This is a genomic window from Pseudomonas sp. FEMGT703P (assembly GCF_002786345.1).
GTDB lineage: Bacteria > Pseudomonadota > Gammaproteobacteria > Pseudomonadales > Pseudomonadaceae > Aquipseudomonas > Aquipseudomonas peli.
This window is the reverse complement of record NZ_PGCM01000005.1, coordinates 324366-337364: the sequence shown is the minus strand read 5'-3', so window position 1 is coordinate 337364 and position 12999 is coordinate 324366. Positions and strand designations below refer to the sequence as shown.

Sequence of the window (12999 nt, the reverse complement as noted above, 5' to 3'; positions counted from 1 at the left end):
TTACCAAGACGAATTGAAGGAAATCGGTACGCGCAGGGTGTCCTGGGTGCCGTCCTGCATGCCGCACATCTCGTCATGCACCACCGCGTGCACCAGATGGAACGGGACACGCGGCAAGTCATGCAGCAGGTCGCGCGCATGCTCAACTGAGCGCAGGTGCAAGGTTTTGCCTTGGCCATCGTTGAGTGGATGGACCCGACCATCCATGTGCGCTTCCAACAAGTAGATGCCGCCCTCAATCGAGATCAGGTTGAGGGCGTCGATATTTCCGGAATGGGCATGCTGTGACAGCTCTTGAAGATTCATGGCTACGTCCTCGGGCAAGTAAAGTTATACAAAAATCTGTACAAATACAATTCTTGTACAACATAGCGAAAGCACAAGGCACAAACCAAACCGCCCGTCCGTTTTGCAACGGCCGGGCGGCGGGTCCAGCAGCAAACGATCAGTGATCGTGCTTGGTGAGCTTGTCCAGGTAGCCCATGGCAAACGCCGAGAGCACAAAGGCCATATGGATGATCACGTACCACATCAGCTTGGTATCGGGGATGTTCTGCGCATTCATGAACACTTTGAGCAGATGAATGGAGGAGATCGCCACAATGGAAGCCGCCACTTTCATCTTCAGCGAGCTGGAATCCATCTTGCCCAGCCAGCTGAGCTTCTCGGTGCCTTCCTTGATATCCAGTTGGGAAACGAAGTTCTCGTAACCGGAGATCATCACCATCACCAGCAGACCGCCCACCAGCGCCATATCGATCAGCGACAACAGCACCAGAATCAGATCGGCTTCAGCCATAGCAAAGACGTTGGGCAGGATGTGAAAAACTTCCTGAAAGAACTTCAACGCCAGCGCCAACAGGGCCAGCGACAGGCCGAAATAGATGGGCGCCAGCAGCCAACGCGAGGCATACATGGCATTTTCGATAATGCGTTCCATAAGGACTCACTCAGGGTTCAAGACTGCCGGCGAGTATACCCAGCGCCCCCGCCCAGACAACCCTGGCGTGTGGCAATCAAGGCTCGTTGCAGTTATCCCCGACAACTGTGGATAACCTTGTGGGCAGGCTCAGGATGAATGACTGCACGCTTGCACGACAGCGGCTTACAGGAGGCTGGTCAGAAACTCGCCAGACGCCTGCTCAGGTGTCAGGATGGCGCTGGCAGTCGCGCAGTGGATGGCCACGATCACCGTTTAGCCGACGCAACTCCGCCTGGATATGCAGGCGCCAGATCGGCACATCAGCGGCTTGCTCATAGCCCATGCCCTGCAGGTTTTCAGCGATATCGACAAGGATGCTTTCAGCAGCAAAAGCCCCGTGGAATGGGCCTTGTGCCTTAATCGTGGAAGGCTGCGCACCAGCCATGCCTGCCGCACAAATCAGCGTCCAAAGGCCGTTGTTACCGGCCAGCGGCAACACCACGCATTCAATACGGGTGTCCAGGCCCAAGCAGTGACGGGTGAGATTGAGGCTGCGCACCATGGCGACGACCCTCTCGGGAGCAGGTCTTCAGCCTACACCCGAGCGAGCGCCACTGGGAAGCCAACAGTTATCCCCGCTTGCTGTGGATAACTGTGTGGATGAAGTGAGGAAAAGCCGGCCAGAGCCAGGCGCACGGGCCGGCGACGCAATTCGCTCAGTGACTGACCAGCCACCGGGCGAATTGTCGCAGCCGGGCGGTCATTCAGCCGCCGGCTTTTTCGCCCGAGGCTTCTTCTCCTTGGCCGCAGCAGCCGGTTCTTCCTTCTTCGGCTCCTCTTTGTCGTCCTCTTCCATGCCCATGGCAGCGATATCACGCAGGCGTTCAACCACCCGCGCATTGACGCTGCCCGCCGGGAACTGACCCTGCTCATTCGGTGAGCCGGCATCCGCGCCGACCAACAGACTCAGCGCCTCATCGACCTGACGCACGGCATAGATATGGAACTGCCCGGCACGTACCGCCTGCAGCACCCGTTCATCAAGCATCAGGGTGGTGACGTTGGAGTGCGGAATGATCGCGCCCTGCTCGCCCGTAAGGCCGCGGGCCTCGCACAGGCGGAAGAAGCCTTCGATCTTCTCGTTGACCCCACCCACCGCCTGCACCTCGCCAAACTGGTTGATCGAGCCGGTAATGGCGAAGCACTGCTTGAGCGGCGTGCGCGACAACGCCGAGATCAGCGTGCACACCTCACCGAGGGATGCGCTGTCACCGTCGACATAGCCGTAGGACTGCTCCAGGGCGATGCTCGCGGAGATTTCCAAGGGGAATTCCTGGGCGTAACGGCTACCCAGGTAGCCGGTGAGGATCATCACGCCCTTGGAGTGGATCGGCTGGCCGAGATTCACCTCACGTTCGATGTCGACGATACCGCTGCCGCCCGGATAGACCGTGGCAGAAATCCGCGCCGGTACACCGAAGGCCGAGTCGCCAACTTCCAGCACGGTCAAACCATTGCACTTGCCCACGGCCGCTCCGGCGGTATCAATGAGGATGATCCCGGCCAGCATGTCGTCGATGATCCGCGCCGATACGCGACCGGTGCGCGTGGCCTTGGCCTTTAGCGCGCGCTCGATATGCCCGGCGTCGGTCACTTCATCCCCCGCCAGGCTGCGGATAAAGTCGGCTTCGCTGACTAGCTGGAACAGATCGCCAATACGCGCCGACAACCGCCCCTGATGTTCGGCCAGGCGCGCACTGTAGGTCGCCACGCGCGCTACAGCAGCAGCAGTCAGCGGCGCCATGCCCTCTTCCGAGGTGCGGGTTTTCATCAGCTGGGCGAACTGCTCGAGGCTGTCGTCGGCCAGCGGGATGTCTTCATCGAAGTCGACCAGGACGCGGAACATCTCCTGGAAGTCCGGATCGAGATCCTGCAGCGTGTAATAAAGCTGACGCGAGCCGATGATCACAACTTTGAGGTGCAGCGGAATCATCTGGGGGGTCAGGGTCACGGTGGCAATGCGGCCGAGATCGCCCAGCGGCGACTCCATCTTCAGCTGGCGCGATTGCAGGGCGCGCTTGAGCGCATCCCAGACAAACGGCTCGCCGAGCATCTTCTCCGCTTCCAGAATCAGAAAGCCACCGTTGGCGCGGTGCAGCGCGCCAGGGCGCAGCTGGCGGTAGCTGGTGTAGAGGGCGCCCTGATCGGTGTTGTATTCGATGCGGCCAAACAGATTGTCGTAGGTCGGGTGCGGCTCGAACACCACCGGTGCGCCACCCTGGGCGTGATGGCCGACGACCAGGCTCGGGCAGTACTGCTCTTCGAGCAGCTTGCGGGTTTGTGCGTCGGCCTTCTCCACCTCGACCAGTTGATCGACCACGGTTTTCAGCAGGTTGACCTGCACCGCCTGCAGGTAGGCGCAGACTCCGGCGTTTTCCGCGTACTTCTGCGACAGCGGCGCCAGCAGCGGTTGCAGGGCGATGGTGATGGTTTCTTCATTGAGCTGACGCAGCAGATTGCTCGACTCGCGCTTCCACTGCGGCAGACTGGACAGCTCCTCGTTGAGGCGCTCCTCCAGTGTGGCGATATCGGCATGGAAGCGCTCGCGCTCGGCTTCCGGCAGCTGGGCAAACTCGGCTTCATCCAGCGCCTTGCCATCGAGCATCGGGGTGAAGGCGATATTGCTACTGTCACGGTACAGGGCAACGCTCTTTTCCAGCGACAGGCGCTCGACCACATCTAGGGCCTGGTCGTAGCGCTTGTTGAAGTCGCGGTCGATCGCGTTTTTCTTCTGCTGGAACGACGGGTGCTCGAACACCGCCGGAAAGGTCGCCAGCAGGTTATCGATCAGGCCGTTGATGTCAGCGAGAAACTCGCCAGCAGTGCCGGAAGGCAATTCCAGCGCGCGCGGCTCGCGCGGCTCGTCAAAATGGTTGACGTATACCCGGTCAGCCGGGGCTTCCAGGCGCTTGGCTTCAGCCTTGAGGTAGCGTTTGACGAAGGAGAAACGGCCTGTGCCGGGCTCACCCATAACAAACACGTTATAACCGGGGCGCGGCATCGCCACGCCGAACTGCAGTGCTTCGACGGCGCGTTCCTGGCCCAATACGCCACGGAAGGGCTCCAGGTCTTCGGTATTGGTGAAGTTGAACTGCTCAGGGGAAAAGGGACGGGTAAGTGCTTCAGGTGCCAACCGCAAATGGGCTGCGACGGAGTCTGGCATTGGAAATCCTTGGACGGGGGCCTGGTGGAAATCATGGCCGCATCGGCCCGCATCCACAAGCCAAAAGGCGCGTCCTGGCTCGGCAAATCTCGCCAAGTGCCACACCAGTGCACCCGCGCTGAGCAGAGCGCGACCAACCGTACGCCATCACGCTGCCGGTCGTAGCGTCGACTAGCCGGCGCAAACGCAACTTCGCGGCGGGATTGCTGCCCGCCGATGCAGAAGCGCATTCAACGTTCGCGCGCATCGGCACAGGCCAGACAACACTCTGCCGCGGGCATCACCTGTAACCGCGCCGCACTGATGGCCTCACCGCAGCGCAAGCACAAGCCGTAGCGCCCCTCGGCCAGGCGCAGCTTGGCGAGGCCGACTTGGCGCAACCCGGTCTCGGCTTCGGCCAGCAGCGCCTGCAGCACGTCATCGTTTTGCCGCTGCTGCGCCTGCTCGGCAAAACCTGCCGAATGCAGACGCGCCAGATCCTGGCGGATCGCATTGGCGCGAGCGCTGTATTCGTTTACCAAGGTGTACAGGGCGATATGGGGGTCGAAAGCAGGCATGTAGGCAGTCCTCGGGAGCACTGCATTCAGTGTGCTCCCGTGCTGGCGCCAAACACTGTCGCAGATCAGTACTTGCTCGCGCGTTGCACGCGGAACCGGCAAACAAAAACGGAGCCTTTCGGCCCCGTTTTTTTATTGCAACCTGACTTACTGCGCCAGCTTCTTGTAACGCACGCGGTGCGGCTGCGCGGCTGCGTCGCCCAAGCGTTTTTTACGATCCGCTTCGTACTCGGTGTAGTTGCCCTCGAAGAACTCGATATGCGAGTCGTCTTCGTACGCCAGGATGTGGGTCGCCACGCGATCCAGGAACCAGCGATCGTGAGAGATCACAATGGCAGCGCCCGGGAAGTCGAGCAGCGCTTCTTCCAGCGAACGCAGGGTTTCCACGTCGAGGTCGTTGGACGGTTCGTCCAGCAGCAGCACGTTGGCGCCCTCTTTCAGGGTCAACGCCAGGTGCAAACGGCCGCGCTCACCACCGGAGAGGTCCTTGACGAACTTCTGCTGGTCACCGCCCTTGAAGTTGAAGCGCCCGACGTAGGTGCGCGACGGCACTTCATAGTTGCCGATCTTGATCATGTCGGAACCACCAGACACGGCTTCCCACACGGTTTTGCTGCCGTCGAGGTCGTCGCGGCTCTGGTCAACGCAGGCCATCTGCACGGTTTCACCGATCTCGATGCTGCCAGAGTCCGGCTGTTCCTTGCCCATCAACATGCGGAACAGGGTCGACTTACCAGCACCGTTACCGCCGATCACGCCGACGATGGCGCCCTTGGGCATGCTGAACGACAGGTTGTCGATCAGCGCGCGGTCGCCGTAGCCTTTGCTGACGTTAACGAAGTCGATGACCTTGTCGCCCAGACGCGGGCCAACCGGGATGTAGATCTCGTTGGTCTCGCTACGCTTCTGGAATTCCTGCGACTGCATTTCTTCGAAACGCTGCAGACGTGCCTTGGACTTGGACTGACGGGCTTTGGCGCCTTTGCGCACCCACTCCAGTTCTTCCTTCATGGCCTTTTCATGGGCTGACTGCTGCTTGGACTCCTGGGCCAGACGATCCGACTTGGCTTCCAGCCAACCCGAATAGTTGCCTTCGTAAGGAATACCGGCGCCGCGGTCGAGTTCGAGAATCCAGCCGGCGACGTTATCCAGGAAGTAACGGTCGTGCGTGATCGCGACCACGGTGCCCGGGAAGTCGTGGAGGAAGTGCTCCAGCCAGGCGACCGAGTCGGCGTCCAGGTGGTTAGTCGGCTCGTCGAGCAGCAGCATGTCGGGAGCCGACAGCAGCAGACGGCACAGGGCCACGCGGCGCTTCTCACCGCCGGACAGGTGTTCAACCTTGGCGTCCCAGGCCGGCAGACGCAGGGCATCCGCCGCAACTTCCAGCTGACGCTCGAGGTTATGGCCGTCGCTGGTCTGCAGGATGGCTTCCAGCTTGGCCTGCTCGGCGGCCAGCTTGTCGAAGTCAGCATCTGGCTCGGCGTACGCGGCGTAAACCTGATCCAGACGCGCCTGGGCGTCCTTGATCTGGCTCACGGCCTCTTCAACCACTTCGCGCACAGTCTTGCTCGGGTCGAGCTGCGGTTCCTGCGGCAGGTAGCCGATATTCAGCTCCGGCATCGGACGGGCTTCGCCGTCGAACTCGGTGTCGACGCCGGCCATGATCTTCAGCAGGGTGGATTTACCCGAGCCGTTGAGGCCGAGTACGCCGATCTTCGCGCCCGGGAAGAACGACAGGGAGATGTTCTTGAGGATTTCCCGCTTCGGCGGTACGACTTTGCCGAGCCGATGCATGGTGTATACGTAAGAGCCTGTTTTGCCTGATTTGTCACCTTTGGACATGGTTTGATTCGCCTTTAATCCAGTTTTTTCAGTGCTTTGATGGTTGCGACGAGCGCTTAAATTCGGAAAAGCAAAACGTTAGGTTTTGCGCTGACCTTAACTTGTTCCTGACTATACTTAGAAAAGTCATTTTTTATGAGGGAGCAATATGGGTTTCCAGGTCATAGAGCAGGTGGTGAATGGTGCTCGTAGAAAGCTGCTGGTGCAAGACTACATCCCGGTTTACTACCCCAACCTCTACATGACCATGGAGCACTCGGGCAGAGCACTGGAAACAACAAAGAAGTACCTTGAGCATCTGGTTGTGCTTGAGCAGTTTCTGGCTTTTTCCTCTATTGATCTGATTTCTCGAATCGAACAGCGCCCTGCCAGCAAATACCTGACAGACAGCGAGCTTTCCAGATTTGTGTCGGACGCGGGGTTTAGTAAGGAAACCTTGGCCAAGAAGTATGCGGGGATGCGTTTGCATCCGACTGCCTACAAATCCGTTGGCAAAATCCATGCGCAGCAGCGAATCGAGGCGGTACGCGACTATCTGGCCTTCCTCTATGACAAGTTGGGTGATCACTCAACACGATATAAGGCGGTTGACGACCTGAAGGAGCGCATCAAACGCAAGATCGATGCGGCCCGCCCTGCGTGGAAAGAAACGCGATTGGACGAAATGAAAGGGCTTACCAGCCAGGAGCGAACTCGATTGCTGGAAATCATGTATCCGGATAGCGCCGAGAACCCCTTTTCAGATGAAGCCATCAGGCTGCGTAACTACATCATTTTGCTGCTGGGTCTCGACATGGGTCTGCGCCGCTCCGAGATGCTGCTGATCAAGACCAGCGATATTCACTGGCACAGTCGTCAACTAGCGGTGGTCAACCTGGAGGATGAGAGCCTCGATCCACGAACCATGGCCCCGCAATTCAAAACCCACGAGCGCATGATGGTGATGACCGATGACCTGTATGACGCGATCACTGAGTACGAATCGAAATATCGCAACAGAAAGCCCCGTAGCGGCGCATCTCAAGCGAGAAGGCATCCGTTTTTGCTGGTGGCGCACAAGCGAAATGAGGGCGGACCTCTGACCATCAAGGCAGTGGATGGCGTTCTGTCCAGGGTCCGAGAAATAGCACCGGAACTGGCTCATGTGCACCCGCATATTCTGAGGCATGACGCGGTCTACACGATGCTGGAAAGCATGCGTGAGGAACTGGCAGCGTTCACGCCGGAGGATCGCACCACGCAAGTTCAAAAGACCCTGACATACATGTTTGGCTGGAGTCCCGATTCGGACATGCCCGGCCGCTACGGCGCGAAATTCTGGAAGGAAGAGGCAGACAAAGCGATACAGAAACGGGCCGAGCGGTTTAAGGCCATCCGTCAGAACGCCGAGGCGACACAAGGAGGCTCAGAGTGAACATCGCCGTCGAAGCACTTCAGGCACCCACGAAGGATAGCCTCGATGCATGGCTGAACACGCCTCGCTTTGCCAAGTGCGGAGAAGTGTTCACACCTACCCACCCCATGTGGAGACCGGATAAATCGAATGGTCGTTCAGTCAACTGGGAAGCGGCTATTACCTGTGTCTCGCCGGATTGGCAGCCCTGGTTGCACGCCGCCCTGGCGTACCGAATGGCCGATGTGTCAGCGGGCACGGTTCTTGTGGCCACCTCTGTGTTGTCGCGGGCTGCACAAGCCGGGCTTGACCCGCTCAACGAGAATCACCTGATCGATCTGCGGGAGCGCTTTAACCATGCTGAGTTTAGTGTCATTGCCTCTTTCATGGCGTTTTGGCACGACTGCGAATCCCTCGAACAGCGCCCGTCGCAACCCCTTATCGATGCCTACCAGGCACTGCCTAGGAACAAGAAATCCAGCCACGATGTGATCCTCAGCCTGGACCCCGAACAAGGCCCGTTCACGCAGGTGGAACAGGACGGCCTGTACCAATGGATACATGAGCAGTTTTGTCACGGCCAGTTAGATCCCGAGCAGTACCTTTACCTGCGCTTGTTGATGATTTATGGGCCGCGAGGCACTCAGGCGCGAGCGCTGGTTTTTGGTGATTTCACGAAGAGCGATCAGGGCTGCAAGGTCAGGATGCCCTGGGCAAAGCAAAGATGGGACGAGGGAGGTTGGCGAGTAAAGTTCGAAACATTCAGCCTGGATGATGACCTCTACAGCGTGGTGCAGGCCTACAAGGCAATGGTCCTGGCGCAACTCTGGCAAACGTATCCAGACGGTACCGATTGGAATGCAGCCATTCAGAATGTGCCCCTCTTTCGTCGGAAGCTGGATGATGAAGCAGGAGTTAGGGAGCGGGTTTATCCCCCTGTTTTGCTCGATAGCCCCCTCCAAAAAGGCCTCGAAGACGCGCCGCAGGCGATCTTTCATGCCGGAAAAAGCACGATCAATGCTTGGCTTGAGCGCATTGAGCGGATGGAGGACTTTCCGATTTCGCCTCGCACCCATCAGCCGCTGATTGTGACGCGGAGTCACCGGTTCAGGCACACCCTCGGCACGGACCTGTCCAATGCGGGGATGAGTGAGTGGGCGATGGCCCGCGCATTAATGCACAAGGGTACTCAGACAGTGCGAAAGTACCGACAGGTGTCGGCAGAGTTGCTGGCGTTGATCGACGCGAAGATGACCGACCATCTGGCCTTGGTTGTGAATGCGTTCACTGGGATCATCGTCACAGATCGCACCTCAGCGAAAAACGGGGAACTAGCGGATCGACTAATCGAGAATCTGGCGGTGTGTGGTGCCGATGCCGCCTGCCATCTCGATGCGCCGTTTACCTGTTACGCCTGCGGAAAGTTTCAGCCACTTCTGGACGCGGATCACAGTTCGGTCCTTGAGCGATTGGAACGTCGTCGGGAGCAAACCATTGCCACGGACAAAACCACCGGTGTGCTCTGGGATCGGGCCATTCTGGCCTGCCGCAAGGTGATTATAGATTGTGAGGCCATGCGCCGATCATCGGGCGCTGGGAGGACAGAAGAATGACCGAAGGGTTTGATTCTGAACCGACGAACAACATTGTCGATTTTAAGCCCAGGAGCCAACTGGCTGCGGAGGCTCAGCTCGCGGCGTTTATCGAATGGGCAAAACAGACCCTGCCCAAAGGCATTCCCAATCGAGTGCACGCGAGTATTCGCTGGGAAGACGACAGTTGGCACTCGCATGGCGTCCAATCCTGTAGCTTCACGGAGCTCGGATCGACCAAAACCGCCCCAAAGGCGATGCAGGTACCATTCACGGAGTTTGCCAAAGCAATAGTGGTGTACCGAAGGGTGTATTTGCAAAAAAAGAACATCGGTGATTGGCTGTCCCCCCTGAAGGCGCTGGAAGCCGCCCTGTTCGAGTTGACCGGCACGCGGGATGTGACGCGGGTGTCCGCCGCTGTCTGTACTAAAGCGTGCGACCACATGAACCGTCACTGGACAAAAGGCGATACCGCATACAAATACGGTAAGGCACTTGAGGCCGTCATCACATTGATGCGGGCCAAAAAACTGTTCAAGTCGGATTTCCGGTGGACCTCTCCGCTGAGGCGGAGGCTGAGTGGCACGCTCAAGCAGCAAAAAGCGGATCGGGAACATAAGCTGCCCAACCCTGAAGCGATCAAGGCCCTCGGGGAAGTGTTCAATAACGAATTGACCCGCCCCCTCGATATCGTTGTGACATCCGCCTGTGCGCTGCTGCTGAGTGCACCCAGTCGCGTGGGTGAATTGGCGGATGTTGAATTGGATTTCCTAGTATTCAAAGAGGACACCCAAGGCAACCAGCGCATGTTCTTGCGCTGGTACGCGGAAAAGAAAAACCAGGTAATACTGAAGCCCGTCATTACGCCTGAGATGGAGCCGGTCGTCGAGCGGGCCATCACGTTACTGAAACCGATCACCGATGAGGCGCGGGCTTACGCCGCCTGGCTGGAGGACCATCCCGATGAGTTTCCGCCCCATGAAGGACTGCCACCCAAGGGGCCTGATGAACCGCTCACGTACACCGAAGCCTGTGCCGCGCTGAAAATCAGCGCTGGTGAGACCTGCGGCCCGCGAAAAGCATTTAATCGTTCGTTGCTGAAAGGCATGGAGAAGCGAGAGGCGCTCAGCCCCGCCGCCCGAGCCCTAATGGCCGAGATCCGAGACGGGTGGGATGCCAGCGCAGGGAAGAAGATCTTCGTCAAGGGCAAGCTTGGAATCCAGAGCTTTGAATATGACGACCGGTTTGTGATCACGCTGCGCAAGCTCAATGTGCTGTTGCGGGAGAAGTATCTTCCAAAGGATTTTCCATACACCACGCCGTATACGGAGGGCAAAGCTCGGGTGAAGTACCGTAATGCGTTGTTCACAGTGCGCACGGGAGCGCTGGCTGAAGACGCAGGTGGCATTACTGTGACACACGGGTTTGGCGTGGAGATCGCGGTGAACTCTAGCCGAATGACTGTGCAATTAGGTGGTTCGAAACAGCCGACAAGGAAAAGCCTGTTCGAGCGCTATGGCTACCCCGGCGTCACGGTCAACACGCATGCGTTTCGGCACGAATTGAACACGCAGATGCACCGGGCGGGCCTGTCGCAGCTCCTGATTGACGCCTTCTCCGGGCGCACGACGTTGGGGTCGGTCTACAACCATGAAACAGTCGAGGAACGCACCCAAAGGGTTGCGGATTACCACCCACAAACGAAGCACAGCACCGCTGCTCAGCGTCTGGAAAAGGTCAAAACCAATCAGCCGCTGAACCTGATTGAGGTGAGGGAACTGCGCGAGGGTGAGCAGGACCGCATTATCCATCTAACCCCTTACGGCGTTTGTGTGCACAACTTTGCTTCCGAGCCCTGCCCGAAAATGGGTGCCTGTTTGGACTGCGGTCGACTCGGTTGCGTCAAAGGCGATGACGTGAAGCTGGGCAACCTCATGGAAGAACGTGACGACCTTAAACGCCGCCTAGATAAAGCCATGGATGCCCAGTCTCGGGGTGTGTTCGGGGCATCGGAGTCGGCCAAAAAACTGGGTGAGAAGCTCTTTAAGTGCGAGGCGCTCATCCATACGCTGGAAAACCCCGAACTCGAAAACGGTGCCATCGTGTGGAACGCCGATAACGGTTGGACGCTGACCAAGAACGCCGCCGCAATGTCGGGGCTGATCGAAGTCAAATTCGTTGAAGATAACCAGGCGCAAGAGGCGTTGCCATCGTTGGATGACGTCTTGGCCTTGCTGGATGAGATTGAGGGTTAACGATGGGGCATTTAACGCCAAAGGATGAGAAACGCATCATTAAGCTAATTGAGGAATGGTCAGAGCCGAAGCTGACCTGGCCTTTGCTCGTTGAGGCCTGCAAAGAAAAACTGGGTATCAGTCGTGCTCGCCAGTCCCTGATGAATCTACCTGCCGTGGATTTAGCAATGAAGAATGCCAAGGCGGGATTGAAGGCTCAGAAGCTGAAGCCGGGCTGGATTAGCGATATTCAGGCAGCCAACGAGCGCATTGAGAAACTGACAGAGAAAAATCAGAAGCTGTCAGCTGCTGCTCGAGATATGTATCGCCGGTTTTTGATCTGGCAAGCCAATGCGGATATGCACGGGCTAACGCAATCGATGTTGGAGCAGCCGGTTTCACAGCTTCAAAAGAAGACCTGATCCGGTGTTCAGAAACTTATACTTGGAAAAAACTCATGGCAGCTACGTCCTGAAATTCGAGCACTCGGCCCATGCTCCGCGCTACGTTCTGGAAGGGGACGAGTTGATAATCCGGGGCTTTGCGCCCCATACCTCGCGACCTATCGCGTCGATCGGCGAGAGCGAGAGGTCGCGGTGGCGTTCTTGATTGTTGACCTTAAGAGGTCACTTCACGCAGCGCCTGATGCAGTGGGTTCTATTATCTAATAGCGCTCAATGAGCGCCCCAGTTTAGTTGCATCCCAACGACTGCTCCTGGGCGGCAGTTGTCTCAAAAGCCGCGCTTGGCGGGGCTGTTTAACTCGTATGCTATCTGCACATCACTCATGCGCCGTGCATTAGTCATCGCCAATCCGATTCCAGTGCTCGGCCAGCTCATCTGTACGATCCGGAACCCGAGGTGTCTTACTGAGAATAAGGCACCGAACAGTGCCGACATACTCCTCGATCAAATAGAGAGTGTCGCCTACGTCGACACCTAGTTCCTGGAGAACTTCATCAGGAATACGGATTGCGCCATCGCCGTCCCAATCTTCGATCGTCGCTAGTTTGGTATCCATTTTCGCGCTCCAGTTTCTTGCTCGCTCTGACGCTGTCGACCTTAGGCCAAGGTCAGGCCTCTAGTCGAGATCGTAAGTCGGAAAAGACTGCTTCTTGCCGGGTTGAGTCATTTGCGAGTGGCAGCTTCGGGCCGAAGCTGCTGCAAAAGTCCCATCGCGATTTTTGCCCTTGAAAGAGCGCTTTCGACGCTGAAATTTGGTTCGTTCAGAAGACGA

The 12999-nt window shown here is 57.9% G+C and carries 11 protein-coding genes; 4 read left to right on the top strand and 7 right to left on the bottom strand.

The window, feature by feature from the left end; genetic code table 11:
* The 6 genes from CUR33_RS05375 to ettA form a co-directional block, all read right to left on the bottom strand.
* Positions 1-306, bottom strand: a complete 306-nt coding sequence (locus CUR33_RS05375) for a DUF6482 family protein (RefSeq protein ID WP_289238918.1) — start codon at positions 304-306, stop codon at positions 1-3.
* Positions 307-445: 139 nt separating this feature from the next.
* Positions 446-940: a TIGR00645 family protein gene (locus CUR33_RS05370; protein ID WP_090249435.1), complete on the bottom strand. Its 495-nt coding sequence runs from the start codon at positions 938-940 to the stop codon at positions 446-448.
* Positions 941-1142: 202 nt separating this feature from the next.
* On the bottom strand, positions 1143-1484 hold the full coding sequence (locus CUR33_RS05365; protein WP_090249438.1) for a PA4575 family protein: 342 nt from the start codon (positions 1482-1484) through the stop codon (positions 1143-1145).
* A 198-nt stretch (positions 1485-1682) separates the two neighbouring features.
* Complete coding sequence (locus CUR33_RS05360; protein ID WP_289238917.1) at positions 1683-4145, bottom strand: Lon protease family protein; 2463 nt, start codon at positions 4143-4145, stop codon at positions 1683-1685.
* Between the two features lie 230 nt (positions 4146-4375).
* On the bottom strand, positions 4376-4702 hold the full coding sequence (locus tag CUR33_RS05355; protein WP_282874957.1) for a TraR/DksA family transcriptional regulator: 327 nt from the start codon (positions 4700-4702) through the stop codon (positions 4376-4378).
* A 147-nt stretch (positions 4703-4849) separates the two neighbouring features.
* Positions 4850-6544, bottom strand: a complete 1695-nt coding sequence (gene ettA / locus CUR33_RS05350) for an energy-dependent translational throttle protein EttA (RefSeq protein ID WP_289238916.1) — start codon at positions 6542-6544, stop codon at positions 4850-4852.
* A gap of 148 nt (positions 6545-6692) precedes the next feature.
* On the opposite strand from ettA, the gene CUR33_RS05345 reads away from it, so the two are divergent.
* Genes CUR33_RS05345 through CUR33_RS05330 form a run of 4 tightly spaced genes read left to right on the top strand, consistent with a single transcriptional unit; the run spans position 6693 to position 12185 of the window.
* Entirely contained in the window at positions 6693-7958 is a 1266-nt protein-coding gene (locus CUR33_RS05345; RefSeq protein WP_160085569.1) for a site-specific integrase, read from the top strand.
* Positions 7955-9550, top strand: coding sequence for a site-specific integrase (locus CUR33_RS05340; protein WP_289238915.1), 1596 nt, complete (start codon positions 7955-7957; stop codon positions 9548-9550). Before CUR33_RS05345 ends, CUR33_RS05340 begins: the two co-directional genes overlap by 4 nt.
* On the top strand, positions 9547-11784 hold the full coding sequence (locus CUR33_RS05335; protein ID WP_289238914.1) for a hypothetical protein: 2238 nt from the start codon (positions 9547-9549) through the stop codon (positions 11782-11784). Before CUR33_RS05340 ends, CUR33_RS05335 begins: the two co-directional genes overlap by 4 nt.
* A gap of 2 nt (positions 11785-11786) precedes the next feature.
* The gene (locus CUR33_RS05330; protein WP_160085572.1) at positions 11787-12185 is read left to right on the top strand and encodes a hypothetical protein; all 399 of its coding nucleotides are present in this window, start codon (positions 11787-11789) and stop codon (positions 12183-12185) included.
* 376 nt (positions 12186-12561) lie between these two features.
* Here CUR33_RS05330 and CUR33_RS05325 read toward each other — a convergent pair whose 3' ends face one another.
* On the bottom strand, positions 12562-12783 hold the full coding sequence (locus CUR33_RS05325; protein WP_160085573.1) for an AbrB/MazE/SpoVT family DNA-binding domain-containing protein: 222 nt from the start codon (positions 12781-12783) through the stop codon (positions 12562-12564).
* Positions 12784-12999: the final 216 nt, after the last annotated feature.